Source organism: Marinobacter sp. MBR-105, from assembly GCF_053628895.1.
In genome coordinates, this window is sequence record NZ_JBRJHG010000009.1 from 32,871 (window position 1) to 55,347 (window position 22,477).

Consider the following 22,477-nt stretch of genomic DNA (forward strand, 5'->3'; position numbering starts at 1 on the left):
CTCCCATTGCACTGCCGGGTGGATCTATGACTGTTTGATGAAGGTAATTTCGAAGGCCTTGCTAGACCGAAACTGCTGCAACCGGTTGGCAAACGCGAAGGCTTCATTCATCTCGTAGTGCTGGAAGATGTCCAACCCCCGATCCAGCGATATCTTCCAGCCGTGGTCCGTAACGATATGACGGGCGTGAATGGTGCCGCTTTCGTCAAACGCCCAGGTGAAGTCGATGCCCACGGTGCGAGCGGATTCCTGAATCTTTTCGAAACTCTCGTCTTGCAGATCACCCTTGAACTCGTCCCGGACGGTGACGAGGTGAACCGCCACTTCATCTTCCTCGGCCTTGTTCTTCACGATGGCTTCGAGAAACTCCATGAAATTGCGGATCTGGTAGAAAAGCCGGATGTAGGGGTCTGTAACAGTGATCCTGCTGGCTCCTTTCAGGTAAGCGCCAAACAAGCCGTCGAATGAGATGCCCTTCTGATTTTCCTGGAAGGTCAGGTGCTTTTCTTTCAGTACGGGCTCGGGGGCATTCGGCTCTTTGGACTCGATACCTTTAACGTCCGCTGTTGGCTCGGGTTCTACTCCCTCGTCATCAGTTGTCGAGACCGTCTGGTGGTAGTAGCCTGGGTACTCTTCCTCCTCAAGTGTTGTGACCAGTATTTCCTGGCCTTGTTGATCCTGATAGGAAAATCGGACTTCACCGTAGGTGGTGTCGATCCGCTGTAACTGGTCCTTGACCCGCTTTCGCCCCTCGATGGCAAAACGCAGTACTTCTTCAACCTCATCCCTGGTTGCTCCGCCCTGGGGGAACAGGATCTTCATCAAGCCGGAAAATGTCTTGTTGATACCGTCCCGGTCACGGGTCGAGATATCCGAAGAGAGGGTAAAGTACTCCCGGTACTGATCGGAATAATCGTAGTTCCGCATCGAGCGCAGGATTTCTGCAAGGTAGTCCACCACGAAGCCATAGCCGTCGGAGAACATCTCGCCCCGGATGATATCGACCTCCCACCCGGGGATGTAGAAGTGGATTCGGTCCAGAAAGGCAGAATCGTAGAACTTGTCCGGCAGCTCATCGAACAGGTCCGAATGCTTCAGCATGTAAGGCACGGTATGCCGGGTGTTCCCCACGAACACCATGGACGCCTCGGCGCCCAGGGTTTCCACGCCCCGGGAGAAGGACTTGTTGGCCATGTAGTTCTTCATGATGTCGACCAGTGCTTTATCGACGCGTTTCTGCTTGCCGGCGAACTCGTCGAAGGCCACGCAATCCCAGTAGCCCACCAGGCCGATCTTGCCGCTGGAGTTATTCACAAACAGCTTGGGTACGGTGACTTCACCACCCGATACCAGGATCCCATGGGGCGAGAATTCGGAGTAAACGTGGGATTTACCCGTCCCCTTGGGGCCAAGTTCAATAAGGTTGTAGTTCCGCTCGCAAAACGGAATCAAGCGGACCAGTTGGGTTAGCTTGCTGCGCCGTCCGAACATCTCCGGGTTAAAGCCGATACTCTGGATCAGCAGGTCAATCCACTCATCGGTGCTGAACTGCTGCCGCGCGGCAACGTAGGCGTCGTAGTCGAAGTGCGATAGCTGAATCGGCTTGAGGGTGGACAGAATCCAGGGGCTGACGTTCTGGTCTTCAGAAAATACGTATTCGATGTCCGCAATGCACCATACGCCGCTTACCAGCAGTTTGGGGTGGGCCTTGACGGTCCCAGAATCCACCAATACCTTCTTGATTCCCAGGTTGGAAAACTGCGCCTCGTAGGCATCCGTCTTCTCATTCAGGGCCACACTGATCTTGTCGATAACCTTGTAGCGCCCCTTTTCCTTGATATTCGAGCGCACCAGTCCGGCCTCGTTCCGGTGGACATAGTGCTTGGCCAGAATCTCCTTGACCGTTTCAATCCCTGTTTTAATCGTGGCCTCGTCGTTAGTGGCGCAGTATTGGCCGAGCAGATACTCCAGCACGTATGAGGGAACGATGGCGTTGCCCTTGACCGTTTTCACCAGGTCTTTGCGCACCACCAACCCGGGGAAGTGTTCGTTGATCTTTTGGTCAAGCGTACTCATTGGCTATAACCCTCAGAAATCAAAATCGCTGGTAAAGGACCGCCGCATCAAATACCTGAGCGACTTGTATTCCTTGTAGTGGGAGGTGCCGGCGTGCTGTTCTTCCAGCTTCAGGAAAACCTCCTGGCCGTTGGCCTCGTCCGCCTTGCGGCTGAGCACAAAGCGCACCTGAAGCTCCCGCTCGCGGGGGTTCTCCGAGGTCAGGTCAAACGACAGTTCGTGACTGTCCGAAATCAACTCCCCTGACTGGGTATAAATCCCAGCCCGCAGGTGGCGAGGCTGTACTTTCTCGGTAACCGGTCCGGACTGATACAAGGTGACGGCCAGTTGGCCGGAAGTGATCACCGAGCTGGCCCCACGCAGGATGTCCACCTCAACGGCGCTGACATCACTCTGGCGCTTCTTGTTAACCTTCAGGACTGGAATCACAACCTCCTGAAGGGATGCGCCGCCATGCACAAAGCGGCTGCCAGAGCCTTTAAGACGCAGCCGGTTGATGGACTTGGGAATCTGCACTTCCATATCGCCATCCAGCCCAAGCTGCTCAGACGAGAAGTGATGGAAGGCCGGAGAGGCGGACAGCCCCTTACCCAGCACGAACCGACGGTCCCGGTAGCGAATATCATCGCCAGAAACGGCATCGCCCAGGAAATCACTCTCATCCAGCTCACGGTTCTGGTAAATAAAGCCATGGTCAGCGGTGATCAGCAGGTTATTGGCGTTGGCCGCCGTGAGCTTCTTGATCAGTCGAATCAGGTCATCCAGGGTTTGTTCTGCGGCTTCAAAGGCCTGCCCCTCTGAATGCATCTTGTCGCCGGTGTGATCGATGCGGTTGTGGTAGATGTACAGCACATCATTACCCTTGAGCAGCTCACGGCTGTCTTCCCGGTTGAGCTGCATAAAATCCTCCGCCTTGACGGCCTGGCCCCGACCATCCAAGGCGGCCTGCAGGATTTTGGTACGGTTGACCGTGCCCTGTGAGCTTTGGCCATCCACCAGTACCGTACCGGTATCGTTGTCGGCGATTGCCAGGGACTTGTTGGGCAGTAGCGCCGCCATACCGAGCTGGGTATAGCTGGGAAGGGTCGAGAGTGCCGGTTCAAGCTCCGCGCTGTAGCGATCTTCCTGCCGGATAAGGCCCAGCAGCTCATCACCAATCTCATAGCGCATGGCGTCGGAAATGATCACGCAGATCCGTTTGTCCTTGCACAGGTACGGGCGAACCCAGTGCTCGAAAAAGGCTGTTTGCTGAACGACCGGATAGGCCTCCCAGCGCGGCGCGGCATCCACGTGAACCTGGAAGCCGTCGCCCAGCTTGAGCAGGTAGTTGTTGGAATACAAATTCTCCACCTGCTCACTGAGATCGCCCATTAACGATGCCTGGCCGGACATGCGCACATGGTAGGTAAATTTGCGGTAGAGCTGATCCAACTGGAACCAGGAACGGCTGTATCGCTGAACGCCGTCGGAGAGGCTGTCCATGGTGAGACGAGCCTCACCGAGCATCTGGACAAAACGGGCCGCAAACTCAATGGCTTCATACAGGTGGCGGAACTCCCCGTACCAGTGGCCCTGGCGCCGCTGCCGTACCCACAATGCCACATCGCCACTAGTGACCGTGCGGCCTACCACCGCCCGCACCAGGTCACTGATAATCTTCTGGTCGATTAGCCGGAAGTAATCCAGCTCAACCAGGTCCCGGAAGTCCCGCTTACCCAGATCCTGCTCAATGCCCAGCACCTCGGCACACTCGGCAGACAGGGTTTCAAACCCCTGCTCGAACTGCCGGCTGTCTTTCCAGCGCTTGAGGAACACCAGGGCGTCGCCGGTCAGTTTGACATCGCCATCGGTACCCATGGCGTAGCAGGACTTGAACAGCTCGATCACGAAATCGCGCAGGCTGGGTTCACTGGCCTCGTAGCCGTAGAAACGGGTCAGTTGCTCCCACAGGAAGCTGCCCAGACCACAGCGCTCAATCAGCCGGATGCCATCATCACGGTCTTCAGCCAGTTGCTGCAGCAGGGTTTCCACCACCGAGTCCATACGGGGCTCGCTACCGGCACACACGGCCAGCATCTTCAGGCGCAGCTGGCCGGCGGTATCGTCCGGCTTCAGCAACTTCTTCAGTGCCTCCTTGCGCTTGATCGCCTGAAAGAACTCCGTATGGGCCTGAGCTATCTCGGCGAACTCCAGGCCCAACTCCAACTCGGACAGCCAGATGGCCACCTGGTCGGTCCGGAACTCGCCGTGGGCCAGCTGTACGTCCAGCAACCAGTTGTCCAGATCCTCCGGTTGTGGCCCTTCTTTGTACAGCAAGAATTTCTGTTCCGGTGCCTCCCGCAGGATGCGATGTTTCAGGCCGTACTCGTTGTTGGCGATCTCCAGCTTCTCCACGTCCGGAATGGAAACCGCCTCGAAGTCACTGCGCAGCTCTTGCTTGGTGTCGTACCAGAACACAACCCGGTGCTTATCGAAAAGTCTGCTCAGCGCATGAGTGATTTGCTGGCTCATTCTTTGCCCCCGAGCTTCTCCAGGCGCGACACCCACTCATCAAAGTGTTTGCAAGAGGCCCGTAGAGTATCAAGGCCGATATGAGCCGCAACCGATACCCCTGATGTCACCTTGTCGTACTCCGGTATCTCTTTGAGAATTCGTTTTGATGGCGCTGTTTCTCGACCGTCATTGATGAGCTCCGGATTTTGGGAGCCGACCATCTTCACTAGATTTCCAATTGGCTGGTCGTGCTCCAGGTACTCCCAATCCAGCTTGGCCGGGTCAGCCAGAATCAGGCTTTCAAATTCATGCAACTGGATATAGGGAATAAAGTTTGGCTTGTTCATTTCATTGCCAAAAGCAGCTTCGAGCCGTTCGATCCTTTGATAAGGCTCCAGCCGTTCCGCCTCGTCAAATCCTGGGAAATCGTCTGGCAAGGCATATAAATCGAACATGCTGGTAAACCAGCATTCCTGGTTGGCGTCTTCCTTCATCCAGGTTTCGATGTCTGCTTTTGCCTTCTGGTAACTGATCAAGCCACCCCGGTATTCTTTGGCTGCCCGTTTGTCCTTGCTCGTTAACACACAGCGCGCGTCGGTGTAGACATCAAAGTGCGCCAGATGGGGTGTCAAAACCTGGTCGACGAAGGCTTTCTCGGTCTGGCCCTCTGCGGTTATGTGCAGTCGAATCACGGCTGCCCTCCCAACACATTTTTCTCCCAAAGCTCCGAGAGGCTGTACCGTTGCAACCATTCACCCAGCGCCTCCGCTTCCAGACGGTGGAACGAGCTGGCGCCGGTCTTTGAATCGCGCTCCACAATCACAATCTGCTCCGGCAGGAATTCATCCACCAGCCGTGTGGACTGGGTGGCCAGGACCACCTGCGTTTTCTGGGATGCACGTTTGATCATACCGGCAAGCTCAAGCGTGGCAGCCGGATGCAGACCCAACTCCGGCTCATCCAGAACGATCACTTTTGGAAGCAACGCCGGTGGCTGCAACAGTAGTGTGGTCAGCGCCATGAAGCGAAGAGACCCGTCGGAAATCTGATCCGGACCAAAAAGATAATCCTGGCGGTAGGTATCAGACCAGTTCAGTCGCACGAAACGGTCATTGCCAGGAAGGGTATCCAGTACGAAGTCGTTGAACTGCGGCATAATCTTGCGAATATGCCGGACAATTCGTTCGTAGTAAGGACGATAGCTGTCCGACTCCTTCAACATCTTGAGGAAGGCCGCGAGGTTGCCCCCATCGCTGCGCAGGTAGGACACATCATCAACGTACACCCGGTCCTTGATTCGGGCGGTGTCGGATGTGTCGTGAAACTGGAAGGTTTGTATGCCTCTGAGCAGACCGGTAAGCACTTTACTGGTGGGCCGATCATCCTGCCCCAGATCCGCTTCGGGGCCACCACTGGACAGAAAGTATTCCTGCGGTCTGGGGTGACCGGCCTTGTGATAGCTTACCTGTTCACCGCTGACGAACAGCCGGTCCGGCAACCCATACGATAGCTTTACATCGTAGGAGTCCGTGGTGCTGTCATCTTCCAGTTTCACGCTGAAACTCAGCGATTCGGTCACCTTTGGGCCATAAAACAGAAGCTGGCTGACGCCCTGCCTGCCAACGTACTGCTGCAGAGCACCAGTGGTCATAAATCCCAACAGCCGGAACAGTGAAATCAGGTTACTTTTCCCGGAGCCATTCGCCCCCAACAGCACCGTGACATCGTTAAAGGCAATACGCTCGTAGTCGTGATTGCTGATGGATTTAAAGCCTTTAACGGCAATTTCTTTCAATTTCATAGGTAGCCCTCCTTCATGAGCGACCTGGGATATTCATGAGAGGCCTGGGAAATTCGATTACTCATGCGGCGGCATAGTCCCCAAACAGGTATTTGATGGTGGTCCAGAACTCACCGAAACGGCCGTCTGCTCCCATGGTTAAGTAGCCCGACACGAACTGACCCAGCTCATCATGGCTCAAGCTATCATCCAGGAAAGGCTCAATTGCTCCAGCTCTCAACTCATTCAACTTGGGCAGGTCGAGGCCCAGTCGGGTAATGGTTTCACAGGCCGCCCGGTCGTTATTGTCAGCAGGTTTAATCCAACCATCACCTTCAAAACCAAACCGGGGCTCACAATTCGCATCCAGCGGAGATATCAACAGCTCGGGGTCAAACCAGTCGCCTTTCAGGTTACCGCAGTGACGGGGCTCACCCTTTCTGATCTGATTCTGGCAGGAGCACAAAAGATTGCCGTAATCCAGCGGATCCACAGTCGGGTCACTCTGAGGCTGAAAGTGTTCTATGTGGGAATCGCCCTCGGTTAACCGGCGTTCACAATAGCAGCAGATGTAACCCTGCTCCCGCATCAATGATCTCTTTACCGAGGCTTTGGGCTCACCCCTCAGGTCGCCATAGGTAGGCTGCCAGTCTTCATTGACATTGGCCAGAGCCTTCCATTGCGTAAAAACTTCAGGTTCGTGGCGCTTCTCCACATACTTCATCGGCCAATCAGCTCCTTGCGTTTGATCAGCACCTTGGCTTTTACCAGTTCCGGATCTTCGCCAATGTCTCGTTCCAATTCAGCAATGCCTTTTCTGGCAGTATCAAGCTCGCCATCATTGATTTGCCCGTAAATAGCTCGAAGAGCATCTTCCACTTGGTCAGGGCGTGTGGTCTCAAGGCCCATCAGATCTTCAAGTACCCTGTCCACCGTCTTCCCGTAGGACTCATTCGGGCGAACAATCTCCAATTCCCCGGCATCTGTCATGTTCATAAGGAACAGATTCTCCGGTTTCACATGGGTAATTACATGCGGTGAATGAGTGGAGATAAAAAACTGACAGTTCGGGAAAACCGCCCTCAAACTGGGCACCACCAGGCGCTGCCATTTCGGATGCAGGTGCAGATCAATTTCATCGATCATCACAATGCCATCTCCCAGCAGCGGATCTTCTCGCTCCGGGTTGGCTATGGCCATGCGCCTGGCAAGGTCGCCAACCATGGCCATCAAGCATTTTTCGCCATCGGAAAGCTGGTTTACCGTCAGCCGCTGGCCTTTCTTCGTTACCTCCATCCGCAGCGGTTGGCGCCTTACGGTCAGGTTTTGGAAGTCCGGCATGAAAATCTCAAGGGCCCGCCGCACCGCCGTTAGCTGCGAATCCGGGAACTCGAAATCGTCCGGCTTGATCAGATCATCTATGTATTTGCGGTTCTCGTTCTCAAGGTCTTCACGCTCCCGGAACCATTCAAAGAAAGTACGGAAGTTGGCGCCACTGGTTAGCGACTCCTCGTAAGCAGAAAGAAGCCCGAACTGATGCTTTTCTCGGATACGCAGTGGAATATCCAACACAGCGCGATTCACCGGGTAGTAAGCAAACAAGGGGATGTTTACCTTCCCGTTGTGTTCGGTGATGCCGGCCTGAATACCCTTGGCCGTTTCGGATGCAGAAATCAGAACAGAGGCCAGGTCCTTTTTGCTGTACCCCTTACGCACCTTCGCCAAGTTCCAGCCGAAGGAAGTACCCTCATCACATAGCTGAATGGCCAGATTGGCGGAGGATTCACCATTTCTGATATCGGATTCTGCAATCGGACGCCCAGATGCACCCGCATGCTTAATCCGGTTCGCCAGCCAGGACAGCATGATGGCCGAAGCATCCAGAATGCTGGATTTGCCCGCGCCATTCATACCGACAAACACATTGAGCTTGTCGTCCAGATCCAGCGGTAGATCTTGAGCGCCACGAAAGCGCTGCAAGGTTAGTTTGCTGATATGCATGCCTGTGCTCCTAGCCAGAGAGGCCGGTAATCTTCTTCAAGGCGCTGCCAAACTTCGGGTAGTTGGCTTTTACCCCGTCATCGAGATCGATTTCTACCTGTTCGGTGGCCAGAGGGTAGAGCACCTCCCGCTCGTAATCATCCAGCTCGGCAAGAATCTTGTTGATTTTTTCGATCTCTTTCAGAGCCTTGGTTTTCTCACCCTGAGAGGCGCTGGAGCTGATACTGACGGCTTCCAGGTGGTTCTTCCGGGCTTTCAGCTTCTCGTCTTTGAAATCCCGCAGATACTCCAGCACCGTGCCCACGGTGTGAGGCTGGTAGCGGTGCATGTAGATCAGCGCGTTGAATGAGCCTTTGGGTGAGGAGAACAGCCAGTAGATGGGCCGTTTCTTGTAACGACGCACGTGGTCGTTGTAGAAGTCCTTCAGGAAGTACTTGCGGATGTCCTTGCCCAGCGCCTGCTCGACAAAGCGGAGGTTTTTGTCATAGTGCTCTTCGCCAAAGGCGATGCGCAGGAATTCACGGAAGCGCTCGGTGATGTCATCGGTGAACCAGTCGCCATCGAGCATGGGGATGACATTATCCTCATCCGCCGGGAAGCTCGGCTCTGGGATCTGCTGAAGGTAGTCCTCGATGGTCTCTCCCTGGTTGGCCAGGATCAGCCCCGGTTTGTCCAGCGCGTAGCGGCCGAACACGCAACCCACTGCGTAGGAGATAAGTTCAGCCATAGTGTCCGCGAGCAGGCGGGTTTCGCGTTCTTCCTCAGACCCTTTCACCCCATAGCGATAGGCCGGGTTGCAGGTGAGTGTAATCTCTTCAATCGGAACCTCGGGGGACAGCTCATCTTGCAGACCATAGGCTTCGATGAAGATGCGGTTGTTCTCTTGTTCAAGTCGCTGCATCTCATTCGTCATACCCTGCCAATGGGCGCGGACAGCGGCATAGGTGGCCTCCAGAGTCTCGGCCCGTTGATCAGGTGAGAGCAGCGGGAGCGCGGTGAAATCCCACGAGGTTTCGTAAGCGTCCCAGTCGGATTTCGCAATTTGGATAATCTGTCCGACGGAAGACTTTATTGCGCGATGTGATGCCTCGGGGAGCTTTAGCGGCAGCCTCCCCAACCCAGTAAGGCGAAAGTCGATTGTCTGACTGAGCATTCCGAGTAGAAAACGTGAAATGGGGCCGTTTAGGAAAGCTTCAGCAACAAGTAATTCATCTGAACTTCCAAAAATGGAAGGAGCCGTCGAGTCAAACGTCTCGCCTGGGGGCGAGTGTCGGATAGCAAAGTCCCCTGAGCTTACACGTGTCCACGATGCGGCTTCTTTTAGAAAGAACTGCTTCCCACGCATTGGGGCGCCCCGATACTCAAGTGGAAGGCCGTGATAAGAGTGTATTTCTTGACCTACCTCACCCCAGTTAAGCGCATACTCACCGTTTCCATACCATTTTCTGAAAGGGCCACCTTTACGATGTTTTTTCCATTTTAAGGCAGTCGGCTTTTCTGATACGTTCCTATCAAATGAGGCATCGCCGACTTCATGCCAAAGCCTTAAAAATCTTTCGTTATCGCCAGTATTAATGCCTTCTCTCAGGTTTAACTTCTGACCAAGATAAGCACTCTCATCGTCGAAGAGATCAACGATATTGTCTGTTGCCCAATAAGCAATCGGATTACCCGGGATCTTTCGGAGTTGATTCTGAGGAATTGAATACTTCCCGAGCTCTTGATTCAAGAAGAGGTTTTCGATCTGTTCGGGAGAGCGAACCTGAACATGACGATCGAAAAGACGTCTGTAAGTTCCGGTCGTTCTGACGTCAGGTTTCTTGTTATGTATTACGAAGCTGACAGTCCCAAAGTCGGAGCCGAAGATACCACGTCCGAGATGGACCAGAGACTGAATAGTATAATTTTCAAGAAGCTTAATTCGCAGCTTTTCAAACGACGATATGAACATCCATGAGGGGAGGTTTATCATTCCCCAAAGTCCATTTGGCCGGGCGAGGTGGCCCGCTCTCTCCATGAAGCAGGTCATAAGGTCAGCTTTACTATCTGGGTAATTCGCCTTTACAAATCTGACAAGTTTGGGGTTCAGGCCTGTTGCGTTCGCATAGGGAGGGTTAGCCACTACCACGTGGTATGTTGGGCTCAGATATTTAGCCTGTCTCAGTGCCTGCAACACCTTCTGGTGTGTCTGACTCAGGAACAACTGTCCCGCCACGTCCTTGGCTGCCAGTATGGCCAACATGTCTTCCACATCCGTCAGGCCAGGGCGAATGAGGGAGCCGAAGTTATCGGACTCTTCAAACTGACGAAGGGTAGTTTGCAGCGGCGCGGTAAAGAGGTCGCACCCGACAAACTCCATGTATTCCTTCAGCTCGCCTTCGTCGAAACGTATATTTTCCAGCACACAAATATTGGGCTGAACTGGCTTACGAAAGAACCGACGCTGCTTGGCACGTGCCTTCATGGTTAGAGCAAAAGCGGCCAACTCACCGGCACGCTCATCGATTTCAATGCCATACAGGTTATGAGTCAGGATCTTGGCCGAAATATCGGCAGGTTCGTAGCCTTCCTCCTCGTAAATGGCATAAAGAAGATCGAATGCATACGTCAGCATATGGCCCGAGCCGCAGGCTGGATCGCAGATCTGGATTTCCTCCGGGCTGCTGATGCGTAGGAAATCCGTCTCGGGCTCTTCCGGCTTGATGTAGTAATCCATCTGCTCGATCAAGCCAGAATCAGGGCGGTTGAGCATCCAGAGGCGCCCCAGAGAGTTCTCCACCAGATACCGAACAATCCAGTGCGGCGTGAACAGCTGAGTCGCCGCCGGGATATTCTCGGGAGTAACCTTCTTGTTCTTCTTGAGATCAGCAAATACCTGGTCTTTCTTCTCGGAGATATAGAACTGATACAGCCAACCGATTACCTCAACATCTTTACAGACATCCGGCGTCATGGCTTCGCGGGTATAGGCCAGAATCGAGTTACCCGATAGAAGATCATCCGGCATCAAAAGCTCGGTGTAATCGTCAATGCGCTCGAACAGGAAGGGCATGGCGCTGTACCAATAGTTACAGGCGGCTACGACCAGCAGGCGATAGGCTTCCCCCTGCGGATCCTGACTGGGTGTTTTGCCATCCAGCAGGGCGAAGATCTTTTGACGGGTTGGCTCCGACACGATCTCTTCATCGATATGGCCCATCTTGGCATCCGCCAGGATCTCGGGCTGAAACTGCCCCTCGGCGGGCGAGACCACGCCGATGCGGTTATATCGGTTCACGTCCATAAACCGCAGGGCTACGAGCCGGTTGAACCAGATATACGCCACCCGCTCGACAACCTGCTCTTTACCCTGCTCGGCTATCGCCTCTTCCAGCTTTTTGATGGCCAATGGGCTTTCCCGCCGGGCGGGGCTTTCTTCGGCCAAAACCAGTTTTAGCTTGGCGCCGACCTGTTCAATCAGGCTGCGGCGGGCGAACTGGGCGAATTTTCTGAGTTTTGCGGTTTCCATCGATTCATGCCTTGGTTTTGATCGTGACCGAGCGATATACGCTGACGCATAAATGAGCGTATATATTTACGCTGAGCGCATAAATTAACGCACGCGCTTGTAAATAGCCCCTTTACGCTCGCCTATTTGCTCGATTTCTCCCCTTTTCTTCAATCTGGCCAACAACTTGTAGGCTTGATCCGGGCTGATATGGCACAGCTCAACCACGTCAGCACGTTTGATGCTGCCGTGCATATCAATAAAGCTCATGACCATCTGCTCTTGCTGGATAGGATCAAACCCTGCCTGGCGCACATAGGCGGCCTTTTGCCCCGCCCCTTGATATACCTTGGCGCTCAAGGTGTAGGTGCGGCCCTTGCCGGTTCCGTGGGCTTCCACCATGCCGGCTTCTGCTAGTTTTTCCAGGGAGCCCCGGACCACGGTTTCGGGCTTTTGCACGGATCTAGCCAGGTCTGCAGTTCTTAAGCGCCGTTCATTGCGCAGCCGGGACAGAATGATCAGGCTATCGATGGGCATTTCAGTGCCAGTCTGTTCCTCGCGCTCGACGATCATGAGCAGGAATTCGGCGTCCGCATCCGCTGCGCTCATGCGCACAGATACGGTGTGAGCGGATGACATGGAGTAGTCCGGTGCAGTACGCCCGTAGCGGAGCATGCCCTCGAAGATCCGGTCGATACCCCGGCCCGTGCGTTCGGCCAGGCCGATGCGCTTGATGATGTCGGCCAGCAATGGGTTACGGGAGCGGGGATCGGCCACCAGCAGGTTGTCCAGATTCACACCTTCTACAAACCCACCCGGGTTACTGATGCTCAAACCGTCATCGTCCAGTTTGACGTGTACAGCGCCCAAAGCACTGTAGTCGCGGTGAACCAGGGCGTTTACGAAGGCTTCCCGGAAGGCCCGGCGGTCGAAGTTGGGGATGGGCACGCGAAACAGTCCGACCTGAATCTCCTCTTCTTCCACCCGGGCGCGGAACAGTACCTCGACCTCCTCGAAGGTCTCCAGCAGCGGTTTGCGGTAGAACTCATTGACCAGCACATCGGTACCGCGCAGCACCTGGAATGCTACCTCGTGGGAGGGCAGGTGTTGTCGGAGCTGCATGTCGCTCCCCAGCAGCAGCAGCCCTGCCACGGTGGGGTGACGCTGGCCTCCCACGTTCACGGTCAGCCCCAGGGCGCCGTCCAGCTCATCATCCGCCAGGGGCGTCAGGCTCTGGTCGCCGCCGTATTTCTTGATGGCGTTGCGGATGCGGATCCGCTGAATCGGGTCCAGATCCTCAACCGCCAGGTTTTCCACCGGCAAGGCCGAGGGGTCCGTTACTCCCAGGCTGGACTGGCGCTGAACAAACTCATGGGGGTAGAAGGGCACGGCCTCCGGAGTGCCGTCCATTCTCAGGCGCCGACGTTGCAGCAGGCCATCCGAGGTGGACACCAACTGCCGGGACTTGGGCACCTGGATCCTGGCAATAGGTTGCCCTTCCAGCTCCAGGGCCTCAACGCGCACAGCCAACGAGGGAATGGTTTTGTTGGCAATCAGTGCGGGCAGGCCAGCGAGGTTGTGGTGGTTGGCATGCAACCCTGTCGGGGTGCCATCGTCTTCAACGCCCAGGAACAGGTCGCCGCCCTCGGTGTTAGCAAGGGCCACCACCGCGGCCACCAGATCCCGGTCTGGCAGGCTTTTGACGTCGCTCTTGAACTCGACGGCGAGGCTTTCGCCGCCTCGAATGAGCGCCTGGATTTCCTGTTCGGCTTCGTGCATGGCTATCCCCAACATCGACCGGTTAGACGGTTCGGCACGCTTAGATCTGGACCTTGCGGCCTTGCTGGATTTCAACCAGCAGGGCCTCGCGCAGGGCATTCAGGTACCGGTCCACATCACCCTCGTTGGCCAGCCAGGCCTTGTCGAACGCGACACGGAGGTTGCGGGTGTGAACGTAGTCGGCTGCCGATTCCTTGACCTCGGGAGTCCCCCCGTCACTCTGGTCTTCACTCTGGCTACCTGGGTGCTGATCGGGGTCGTCTGCCGGTGCTGATTTCTGATTGGCCAGCGCCACCATTTTGCCCAGCAGCTTCTGGTAGCCCTCTTCTTCAAAGTACCGGGTACGGTCCTTGATCACGGCAATCAGGCGCTCCTGCCCGATGTAGTCGACCAGATCCCGGAACGGTTTGTTGAGCTCATCCTGGCGTGGTTCCGGCAGGGACTGATATTCGTCCATACTTTGCATGCGTTCCTGCATGGTCTTCAGGGAGGTTTCTGCCTGAGCTCGGGTTTGCTGCACTTTCTCGTCGATGCGCTCCTGCAGGCTATCCAGTTGGCCCTTGAGCTGCTGAATGCGATTCCCTTTGTAGCAGTTGGGGTCGTTCAGGATGGTGCGGATCTGCTCGATCTCGTCCCCGGACACATAGATGAAGTTGGGCTCCTGGCTCTGCAGGAAGGACCGAGCCTGGTTGTAGATGTCTTTTTGTGAACCGCCCATAAACTTGCGGATGGGGTCGATGACATCCTCTTTCAGGTCCAGCAGCTGGTCTTCCTGCTTGCCCAATTCCGTCAGGTGCCAGGTGTAGGGCTTTCCGGCGACCTCTTTCAGCGTCACCAGGGCAGGTTTCAAGGCATTGAGAAACGGGTACTGATCGACCTGCGCTATCCGCCGATCCAGGTCGTGGTACATGTCCTGGAAGGCGTCGCCGGCCTCTTTACCCAGGGCCTTGGCTTCGCTGCTGCGGGGCGGGCTGTCGAAGAAGTCCTCGTAGAACGACTTGAGGGCTCGGACCTGAGAGGCGGTGAACTCAATCTGTGGTTCCAGCACCACGTTGCCGTGGCCGTGAGTGTTACGCAGGGCGCGCTCCAACTCGCTGTCCTCCAGGATGTTACCGTCGAGACGAACCTCCACCTTGCCACGGGCACAAAGGTTGGCCAGCGTGCAGAGAATCGCGGCGTAATACCAGCCGTAGGGTTTGCGTTCGAACTTTTCCAGCAGGCTCTTGAGGGTGGTGCGGACACCGCCCCGATTGTTGCTCTGAATGAATGCCAGCACCTCTTGCTCGGATTCCGCCAGGGCCGTGGCGTCATTACCGAAAAGGCCATCGTCTGTGCGGTTGAGGCAATTGCTGATGTCGTTTTCCGTGTAGGAAACGCCGCGCAACATGCGGAGGTTGGGGTAAGCCCGTGAAATCAGCTCATGGAAGCCCCGAATAATGCGGGTCTGGGGGTCCTCATTCGCCACTTCCACATCGGCGCCGCCAATGAGCAACTTGGACTTGCCAATGAGGGTCTGAACCTGCTGCCGGAGCCTGGCCTCGCGCTCACGGTTCTGAAAGCCCTTGTCATTCAGGATCCGCTTAACGGCTTCCTGCTGGGTAACGGAAATGTTCTGCTTGATGTACTTCTCGGTGCGCTTGAACATGAGCAGATCGCGCACCAGGCGCTCGTCTGACGGCATGAGCACGAACAGCTCGTCCGCCTTGTAGGTCGAGGCTGTGCGTAGCATCTGCTCGTTGTCAGTATGCTCGTGGAACGGGCTGATGACATTGATCGAGAGCTCGTATTCACGCCCATGCAGACGATCATCCAGTTTGCGCGAATAGGAGTAGTCCTGCCCCTGGTTTTGGGAGGAGCCGGCGTCATAGCGGATTTTGCGCTGTTTTATAACAAAGTCGAAAACGATCTTTTCCAGCTCGTCCGCAACGTCCGATGACTCAACCTCTGTGTTCTTGATCTCCTGCTCGACGTCCTTTTCCTCGTCCGTCAGGTACTCGTACTGGTCGCCGTTGCGCTGTATGTAGGTCTGTTGCTCCAGAAGGCTCAGGGCTTCTTCGACCTTGGTGCGAAGTGCCGGCAGATCCTGATCGAAGGCATCCAGCATCAGCACGCAAAGGTTGCGCACCGTGGGCTTGAATTCCTTGACATATTTGACCAGGAACAGGGCCTTCAGCAGCCGGATGGCGAAGGCATTATCGAGGTGGTTCTCGGCCTGAATAATCGCCCGCTGTATTTGTGATTTCAGTGCAGAGCGGATGCCTTCAAACATCAGGTCAAAGGTGGCCAGCTGGCCCACCTCATGGTTGCCGATGTGGATGGCCACCTGCTGGAAAACACCCAGCATGGAGCGCTCACCGACGGAACTGTGTTTACCCTCGAAGGCGTTGTGCTGCGACAGGTTCTGGATCGCCGATTGAAACAGCGCGAACTGGTAGGGGACGAAGGGGTAGCTGTGGATGAAGTGGTCCCTGTCCCGGAAGTTCCGGTAGGTGGCCGATCCATCCGCGAAGTCAAACAGGGTTTTGAAGTTGTTCGCCTGTGCGTGATAGACGTCCGACAGCTGATTGACGCCTTCTTCGGTCTTGGTTAGCAGGCGCTTCTGGATGACCTCCGCCACGTCCGCACTGGACAGCTTCATACGGTTATTGAACCGTGCCTGAATTTTCGAGAAGTCGTGGCCCTGCTGCTTGCCCATTTCGCCAACCACGTTTTTCATTTCTTCCTGGGCGGTGACGATAATCCAGGCCCGCCCCCGGCACTTGGTGGCGAGGCTCTCGGCAATGGTTTGCAGGTTGGTCATCAGCTTGGTGTTGTCGGCAATGTACTGGCCGACCTCGTCCACAAAGAAGTTCAGGCGGAACTCTTTGTGGCCACCCTCTTTTGCCTGCTTCTCGATATAGGTGTTCACATTGTCCGCGAAGTCTTCAATTGAAACGCGGTATTCGCTGCGGTACTTGTCCAGAATGCCCGCTGCCGACTGCGGGTCGCCACCGGTCACAGCGGCGTAGGCTTTGGCAATATTCGGGCCTTCCAGAAGGGCTTGCTCCCGGCCTTTCTGCCAGGGGCGACCGGCGATGGCCTCGTACTCGGCTTTGAACTGTTCGTACAGGCCACGGCCGTCCAGATCGCGCTCAAACTGGGCAATGTGCCCTTGTTTGCCGTAGTAGCCGCACATTTCGTCGAAGACTTTAACGAACACGGCCAGAAGCGCATCGATTTGGGTTTTGCTGATGACATCGGCTTTCTGGTCGATGTTGAACAGAATGCTCTTCGCCGGAATTGAGACAGCTCGTTTCAGGTCGCCCCGGAGAATTTCATTCTCACTGCACTTGGGAAGGAACAGGTCCAGGGTAGTAGCACCGTCCATCTCCCGGTTTTCAAGCAGAAGGGCCAGCATCTTGAGGAGGTGCGACTTACCTGAGCCGAAGAAGCCGGATACCCAGACCCCGTTCGCCCCTTCGTAGTTATTGTAGGCGTCCAGGAACTCTTCGAGGCGTTTCTCGACTTCGTTGGTCAGTACGTATTCTTCAATTTCGAGGCGAAGACTGGCTTCATCGTCGGCTTTGATAACGCCTTCAATGGGGCGGTCAACGGGCTTTAGAAAAATATTCTTCAATGTCATTGTACTTTCCCTTAATGATTACGCCTCGAATCGTATCGTCCGCTCAGGCTTCGTAATGAAAGATGTTGAACGCACGGTAGTACTTGTCGTCATGCAGCCTGCCGAACAGATCCAGAGATGCACCGGTTTCCAGCGAGTGGGTATAGGAGCCCGGGAAGAACATCACCGTTGGCTGGTCTTTGGCGGTGCTCTGCAAGTTGTTGAGCACGTTGTGGGAGCGTATGTAGGGGAAGACCTCGCCCACCCCTGAGAGAAACAGCACGTCAAACTCAACGGACTGGAGTTTTGCCGCAATAGCGGGCACCAAATGGGCTTCCGGGTCCAGCACTCCCTGTAGCAGTTCTTTCAGTTGATCCTTTGAGACCGTGGGCTCGAGCTCCAACACCTGCTCCCAGATGTCTCTTTCTTTCAAGATATCGACGGCCAGGTCGTACAGATTGATACTCAGGATCCGGATGCCCGCCTGCTCTAGCCGGTTAACCAACTGCCGCTGAAGACGCTCCATCTCGACCGCCTCTTCAGGCCGGTAGGGGCAGATGAAGAAAGGCACTTCATTACCCAGTCCCTGTTTGTTCAGGAACCGCTGGCCGGAAACCACGCTGAACAGGTGCTGTAGTCGCTCCTGCATCGGCATTTTGGCAATGTCCTTTCTCAAGCTGACATCCCCCTGATATCGGATTCATAGACTGGGAAGTAGAAAAACTCGTCAGGATTGTTCTGACGCAGCAACTCAACCAGCCTGGGGCTTAGCAGAACTGCGTTTATGGTTTTGTCCTTAGCTAACAACCCTGCCTCCCGCAGCATTCTGAACAGGACCTGCCGCAATTTATCGCGCGTTGAGGCGCTGGCATTATCCAGTTCGTCATGCCATTCCGATTTACGGTTATAGAAGGCGTCGAAATCCTCAAAGCTGAGATCCAACTTCATCGCTACAAACCGTTCGTGTAGCACTTCCACCGCGAAGTCCGCTATAAAGCGATAAAGGCGGCACACGGAAACCCACAGGAGATGTGCCTGGTCCTGGTGGTTTGCCTCGGCCAGGAAAGTCAGTTCGCTCTCGGTCAACGTCTTCAGGCGTGCAACCGCCTCTCTACAGGTGCGCTTTGCCGTGCTTTCCGTTCTGGCCTGTAGAAGGTTGTCATGTAGAGCTTGAGTCCGCACCTCATCCCAGTCACGGAGCGACAGGTACAGCTCGGCCAGCTTCACCGATTCGCGGTGATACAGGCTGCCGGACGTGAAGGAGATGCGATACCGGCCTTGGGTCATTCGGAACGCTCACCTTTGCTCGTCTCGGCGGCTCCTCCGCCCTTGACCCACTCATCTACTTCGACTTTTTTGAACTTCCAAAATCGCCCCATGCGGTGGGCGGGCATTGAGTGCTTGTCGATCCAGCGGTACACGGTGTCATTGCTGACACCGAGGTGCTTGCCTATTTCGTCTACGGATAACCAGCGATCTTCCATCTCGGCCATGTTTTCGCTTCCTATGGGCGATGGTGTTGCCGCCTCATCTGAGGCGGCATGGTTTCGTGGGCGGAGCAGCCCTACACTAGATTGACTGATCAATATATAGAGGTACCACGCCGCATTCAACCGATTTGACCCGGATAGACCGGCAAAGGACAGCATCCATAGCTACCGTAAATTTAGCCGCGCCCACCAATAGCCCCACGCAATCAACACCTACGGTGTGAGCGGCAGGCCTTTTACCGCCAACAGCCCTCATTCCGCCTCGTTGGAGGGGCTTGAACTCCCGCTGGCAGCCTCCTTCAGTCCACCGAGGTGCTCCTCCAGATCTTTCAGGAGGCGCTCGCTTTTCCGCACGATTCGACAAAGCTCCGCCTGGTTGGCATTGAGTCTTCGCAGCATTTCAAAACCAGTCTCAGTCTCCATGATATGGGGTTGCTCCCAGTCCTGAGCCCGAGTGAAGGCCGGTTTGTGGTAGCGGAACCGACCTTCTTTGCGAATGTACTCACTGAACACTGATCGGCCCTCGCCACTCTTCTTCGGGATAAAGCGGTTGTAGTACCAGGACAATTCCAGTTTTCTTTTTCTGAGTCGAACGCGGCAGCCGAAGTGCCCGGGATAGCCGGGTGTCTTGTCGGTACGATAAGCCATGTTGTGGGACCAGAAGTGATCACAGAGCCGCTGCGCCAGATAGCGGTACCTCGCTTGCTCCACGTCCGCTTGCTGGTGAATCGCCGTCAGAAACTGACGGCATTGCGTTATGGCGGCTTTGATACCACGTTGGTGGTTCACATTTTGGGCTCGGCTGACCGCCTCCCACTCTTCGCAGATTTCCTGGTGAGTCATTCGTTTGCTCATGGCTGGCTCCTCGCTATGGATTTGCCAACAATCGTAATCCGTCGAGTGCTTTGAGCTGCCATGTGCTTTTGTCCTTTTTGGACACAAAGGCGGGGGCGGAGGCAGATTCCTTCCTCCAAGCCATGGGACCTTTCCAATTCCTGTCCACGTAACTATCTGATTTGGGACTTTGCCGCTGCGCTCCCGCGCGCCATGAAATAGCTCGCATGGGCTGAAGGATCCGCGTTCCATTATTCATTTGGGACCCTGGCCTCCCACCTCAGTGACAACACCGGTATCCGGAGGCTTGATGGAACCGGACTGACTGTCGTCGCTACAACAATTCCCGCTACTTCCTCGGGGCACTTACAAAGGGCTTGGAAGAGACCTTTTGGAGCCCCGTTGTGATATGGACATGCCCCGTAAAATAACAGGGCCTCGAAAAGGCTCTTTAAGAGGCTGTTTTGATCACGTCCAGCATTGACTTTCACATGTGAAAGTCAATGCGCATTACCGCTTCACAAAATGATGCCGTGATGGTGGCGGGTAACAGCGATTGCTTACATTTCGCCAGATTTTGCTCGTAAACCGATGAGGCTCCCATGAAAATCGCCTTAATGACAGAAGTTAACCTTTAATTTCATCTAGTTATAATTTTTTTCTCTTTGCGCCCAAAATGGCCAATTTCACGGTTCTGGTCCTGACTCCTGATTACTAATAATCACTCCTGCCGTTAATCAACGAACCAGGAGTAGATAATGAAACACATGTTTTCTAGCGAGACCAACGAGCGCTTGCTCACATACGAAGAAGTGTGCGCCGTCACTCAGCTATCGCAAGCCACGCTACGTCGATACGTCCGATCAGGTCGCTTCCCCGCCCCCATCAAGCCAAACCCGCAAGGTCGAGCCGTCAGGTTTCGGATCCAGGATGTTAGAAACTGGCTGGATCGGTTGTGACGGAGGGGCAAATGAAATTTCAATTGAGAGACTCTGGCCTGTACTGCTTCAGCTCTGATGAATGGCAAAGAGTTGGTGGATGGATTGAGGTTATTGCCAGAACCCGACTCTCCAACAAGAAGCACGGTCACGGTGCGCTGCTGCAGTGGAAAAATATGGACAACGTCCTGCTCCGCGAGGTGGTGTATGCGCGCAACCTGAACGGCGATAACGCCCGACAGATACGGGAGCTGCTCGTGGACAGCGGCTATCCGCTGGAGCCTGGCAATATCAGTTGGGCACGACTACAACGCTACCTGCTTGAGGAAATGGCAAAGGCGCCGCCGGCCACAACCGTCGACCGTACAGGTTGGCACGGCCCCATCTTCGCGACGAGTAGCTGGACGGCAGGTCAGGCGGATGAGCAGCACTACTTCGTCGGGCAGCTATCAACCTCCCCTCTACTTCAGGAAAACGGTTCTCTCCAGGATTGGCAAGCTCAAGTGGGGAAGCTGTGTGAGGGCAACCCGCTGGCGATGTTCAGCATTGGGGTAGCCCTTGCGGCACCACTGCTGAAGCATGCGGAGATTGAAAATGGGGCTTTTCACTTCGGCGGCAATAGCTCCAGCGGTAAAACGACACTACTGCAGGCGGCCGCGAGCGTGTGTGGTGCACCAACGTTTGTGCGGAACTGGGTATCGACTGCCAATGGCTTGGCAGCCGTGGCTGCTGAGCACAATGACATGTTGCTGGCATTGGATGAAATTGGCCTGGCGCGCCCGGAAGATGTCGATGTGGCGACGTATCACATAATGACCGGTGCCAGTAAGCTGCGCGCGAATATCTCAGGGGATCTTGCTGAACAAACGCACTGGCGAACGCTGGCGTTAAGTACTGGTGAGGTATGGCTGTCGGAAGTGTTTCAGGAAATAGGAAAGTCGGTTAAAGCCGGCCAAGAGAATCGTCTTGTCGAGATCCCCGTTTTTGGAAAATTTGGAGCCTTTGACGAGGTGCATGGCTTCAGCAGCCCCCAAGAGTTCGTGGACGCGTTGAAAAGCCGCACCAGGCACTACCATGGCACGCTGTTCCGGCACTGGCTTGAGCGTCTCACAGAAGATGTGGATGACTTGCCCGGCTATATCCAGAATGAGGTCGCCCGGTTGACGGACCAATGGAAGACCTCTCATATGGCTTCGCAAGTCCTCCGGGTGATCAGGCGGTTCGCACTGATCACCGCTGCTCTGTGCCTAGCCTGCCGGAACTACCTACTCCCCTGGTCGGAAGCGGAGTCAGTTCGAGCGGTACACCAAGCAGTTGGAGCCTGGCTTCGGAGCCGAGGTCACATCTTCAATTCGGAGGAGCACCGCATTTTGGCTCGCCTTCGCGATGCGATTTACAAATGGAATCACCGCCTTGTTGACATAGAGCGGGGGGATTACGGAAGAGCAATTGGTCTGCGACGCAAAGTGGCCGGTGAGACGCAGTGGCTGATACCCAAAAATACTCTGATCAAGGAGCTTGGCCTTCGTAGTCGATACACTCGGGAAATTGAGCCGCTTATCCAGAGAGATTTCATGGAAACCAATGAGCAGAGCCGTGGCACCATGAAAATCAAGCTGCGGGATCGATCGGAGCGTTTTTTCGCCCTGTGGCCTGATCGCATCAAGGCGTATTGGGAAGCGCTACCGGATGGAGATGGACTTTCCCAGTTTCCCACTATTCCCACTGGTGATTCGGAGGTAGAGGAGGATGATTGATAAAACCTTCAGTCCGCCTTCGGAAGAGGTGCGCACCAAGCTTCTGGCTCGTTCTGGACAGTGTGAGCGGCTGGTTCGGGAGTCGGACCGTCGAACGATTACGGGTGTCAGTCGGACGCAGTGGTGGACTTTGGAAAGAAAGCGAGTGGCTCCGGCACGGCTCAAGTTGGGCTGCAACTCGGTGGCGTGGCGACTATCGGATCTGTTGGCTTGGATCGAACAGCAAGGGGCTTGATTTGGC

16 protein-coding genes are annotated in these 22,477 nt (G+C 55.2%); 3 read left to right on the top strand and 13 right to left on the bottom strand.

The annotated features are described in order from the left end of the window. Positions 1-24 precede the first annotated feature (24 nt). The 13 genes from brxL to mobI all read right to left on the bottom strand — a co-directional run bounded on the left by brxL (position 25) and on the right by mobI (position 19,562). On the bottom strand, positions 25-2,076 hold the full coding sequence (brxL, locus tag ACSSVV_RS11750; RefSeq protein WP_454106302.1) for a BREX system Lon protease-like protein BrxL: 2,052 nt from the start codon (positions 2,074-2,076) through the stop codon (positions 25-27). Positions 2,077-2,088: 12 nt separating this feature from the next. After that, complete coding sequence (gene pglZ, locus ACSSVV_RS11755) at positions 2,089-4,587, bottom strand: BREX-1 system phosphatase PglZ type A (protein WP_454106303.1); 2,499 nt, start codon at positions 4,585-4,587, stop codon at positions 2,089-2,091. Further along, positions 4,584-5,261, bottom strand: a complete 678-nt coding sequence (locus ACSSVV_RS11760) for a DUF4276 family protein (protein ID WP_023011713.1) — start codon at positions 5,259-5,261, stop codon at positions 4,584-4,586. The genes pglZ and ACSSVV_RS11760 overlap by 4 nt, the downstream gene beginning before the upstream one ends. After that, positions 5,258-6,370, bottom strand: a complete 1,113-nt coding sequence (locus ACSSVV_RS11765; RefSeq protein ID WP_022992172.1) for an AAA family ATPase — start codon at positions 6,368-6,370, stop codon at positions 5,258-5,260. Before ACSSVV_RS11765 ends, ACSSVV_RS11760 begins: the two co-directional genes overlap by 4 nt. A 61-nt stretch (positions 6,371-6,431) precedes the next feature. Next, positions 6,432-7,073, bottom strand: a complete 642-nt coding sequence (locus ACSSVV_RS11770; protein WP_022988844.1) for a retron system putative HNH endonuclease — start codon at positions 7,071-7,073, stop codon at positions 6,432-6,434. After that, positions 7,070-8,350 carry an AAA family ATPase gene (locus ACSSVV_RS11775; protein ID WP_133481542.1) on the bottom strand — a complete coding sequence of 427 codons (1,281 nt, stop codon included), beginning with the start codon at positions 8,348-8,350 and terminating at the stop codon, positions 7,070-7,072. The genes ACSSVV_RS11770 and ACSSVV_RS11775 overlap by 4 nt, the downstream gene beginning before the upstream one ends. A 10-nt stretch (positions 8,351-8,360) precedes the next feature. After that, positions 8,361-11,858 (bottom strand): BREX-1 system adenine-specific DNA-methyltransferase PglX, encoded by a 3,498-nt coding sequence (gene pglX / locus ACSSVV_RS11780; RefSeq protein ID WP_454106304.1) that lies wholly within the window; start codon positions 11,856-11,858, stop codon positions 8,361-8,363. A gap of 84 nt (positions 11,859-11,942) precedes the next feature. Then, positions 11,943-13,616 (bottom strand): ATP-binding protein, encoded by a 1,674-nt coding sequence (locus ACSSVV_RS11785; RefSeq protein ID WP_023008351.1) that lies wholly within the window; start codon positions 13,614-13,616, stop codon positions 11,943-11,945. 40 nt (positions 13,617-13,656) lie between these two features. Continuing rightward, on the bottom strand, positions 13,657-17,238 hold the full coding sequence (brxC, locus tag ACSSVV_RS11790) for a BREX system P-loop protein BrxC (protein ID WP_023008352.1): 3,582 nt from the start codon (positions 17,236-17,238) through the stop codon (positions 13,657-13,659). 43 nt (positions 17,239-17,281) lie between these two features. After that, a complete protein-coding gene (locus ACSSVV_RS11795) occupies positions 17,282-17,872 on the bottom strand; it encodes a DUF1788 domain-containing protein (RefSeq protein ID WP_011784100.1) in 591 nt (196 codons plus the stop codon). A 17-nt stretch (positions 17,873-17,889) separates the two neighbouring features. Further along, positions 17,890-18,504: a DUF1819 family protein gene (locus ACSSVV_RS11800; protein WP_454106305.1), complete on the bottom strand. Its 615-nt coding sequence runs from the start codon at positions 18,502-18,504 to the stop codon at positions 17,890-17,892. After that, on the bottom strand, positions 18,501-18,710 hold the full coding sequence (locus ACSSVV_RS11805) for a helix-turn-helix domain-containing protein (RefSeq protein WP_022992167.1): 210 nt from the start codon (positions 18,708-18,710) through the stop codon (positions 18,501-18,503). The genes ACSSVV_RS11800 and ACSSVV_RS11805 overlap by 4 nt, the downstream gene beginning before the upstream one ends. A 249-nt stretch (positions 18,711-18,959) precedes the next feature. Continuing rightward, on the bottom strand, positions 18,960-19,562 hold the full coding sequence (mobI, locus tag ACSSVV_RS11810; protein ID WP_008174221.1) for a conjugative transfer protein MobI(A/C): 603 nt from the start codon (positions 19,560-19,562) through the stop codon (positions 18,960-18,962). 746 nt (positions 19,563-20,308) lie between these two features. Between mobI and ACSSVV_RS11815 the strand changes: the two genes are divergently transcribed. The 3 genes from ACSSVV_RS11815 to ACSSVV_RS11825 are packed head-to-tail and all read left to right on the top strand — an operon-like array spanning position 20,309 to position 22,471. Further along, positions 20,309-20,500 (top strand): helix-turn-helix transcriptional regulator, encoded by a 192-nt coding sequence (locus tag ACSSVV_RS11815; protein WP_031209892.1) that lies wholly within the window; start codon positions 20,309-20,311, stop codon positions 20,498-20,500. Between the two features lie 11 nt (positions 20,501-20,511). Then, the gene (locus ACSSVV_RS11820; RefSeq protein WP_454106306.1) at positions 20,512-22,236 is read left to right on the top strand and encodes a DUF927 domain-containing protein; all 1,725 of its coding nucleotides are present in this window, start codon (positions 20,512-20,514) and stop codon (positions 22,234-22,236) included. Continuing rightward, on the top strand, positions 22,229-22,471 hold the full coding sequence (locus tag ACSSVV_RS11825; RefSeq protein WP_008174217.1) for a helix-turn-helix transcriptional regulator: 243 nt from the start codon (positions 22,229-22,231) through the stop codon (positions 22,469-22,471). Before ACSSVV_RS11820 ends, ACSSVV_RS11825 begins: the two co-directional genes overlap by 8 nt. Positions 22,472-22,477: the final 6 nt, after the last annotated feature.

What these genes read in the sequence shown, in the direction of transcription:
- ACSSVV_RS11820 (WP_454106306.1), top strand. Translation starts at nt 20,512, where the DNA reads ATGAAATTTCAATTGAGAGACTCTGGCCTGTACTGCTTCAGCTCTGAT.
- brxC (WP_023008352.1), bottom strand. Translation starts at nt 17,238, where the DNA reads ATGACATTGAAGAATATTTTTCTAAAGCCCGTTGACCGCCCCATTGAA.
- ACSSVV_RS11825 (WP_008174217.1), top strand. Translation starts at nt 22,229, where the DNA reads ATGATTGATAAAACCTTCAGTCCGCCTTCGGAAGAGGTGCGCACCAAG.
- pglX (WP_454106304.1), bottom strand. Translation starts at nt 11,858, where the DNA reads ATGGAAACCGCAAAACTCAGAAAATTCGCCCAGTTCGCCCGCCGCAGC.
- brxL (WP_454106302.1), bottom strand. Translation starts at nt 2,076, where the DNA reads ATGAGTACGCTTGACCAAAAGATCAACGAACACTTCCCCGGGTTGGTG.
- ACSSVV_RS11765 (WP_022992172.1), bottom strand. Translation starts at nt 6,370, where the DNA reads ATGAAATTGAAAGAAATTGCCGTTAAAGGCTTTAAATCCATCAGCAAT.
- mobI (WP_008174221.1), bottom strand. Translation starts at nt 19,562, where the DNA reads ATGAGCAAACGAATGACTCACCAGGAAATCTGCGAAGAGTGGGAGGCG.
- pglZ (WP_454106303.1), bottom strand. Translation starts at nt 4,587, where the DNA reads ATGAGCCAGCAAATCACTCATGCGCTGAGCAGACTTTTCGATAAGCAC.
- ACSSVV_RS11805 (WP_022992167.1), bottom strand. Translation starts at nt 18,710, where the DNA reads ATGGCCGAGATGGAAGATCGCTGGTTATCCGTAGACGAAATAGGCAAG.
- ACSSVV_RS11785 (WP_023008351.1), bottom strand. Translation starts at nt 13,616, where the DNA reads ATGCACGAAGCCGAACAGGAAATCCAGGCGCTCATTCGAGGCGGCGAA.
- ACSSVV_RS11770 (WP_022988844.1), bottom strand. Translation starts at nt 7,073, where the DNA reads ATGAAGTATGTGGAGAAGCGCCACGAACCTGAAGTTTTTACGCAATGG.
- ACSSVV_RS11775 (WP_133481542.1), bottom strand. Translation starts at nt 8,350, where the DNA reads ATGCATATCAGCAAACTAACCTTGCAGCGCTTTCGTGGCGCTCAAGAT.
- ACSSVV_RS11800 (WP_454106305.1), bottom strand. Translation starts at nt 18,504, where the DNA reads ATGACCCAAGGCCGGTATCGCATCTCCTTCACGTCCGGCAGCCTGTAT.
- ACSSVV_RS11815 (WP_031209892.1), top strand. Translation starts at nt 20,309, where the DNA reads ATGTTTTCTAGCGAGACCAACGAGCGCTTGCTCACATACGAAGAAGTG.
- ACSSVV_RS11795 (WP_011784100.1), bottom strand. Translation starts at nt 17,872, where the DNA reads ATGCCGATGCAGGAGCGACTACAGCACCTGTTCAGCGTGGTTTCCGGC.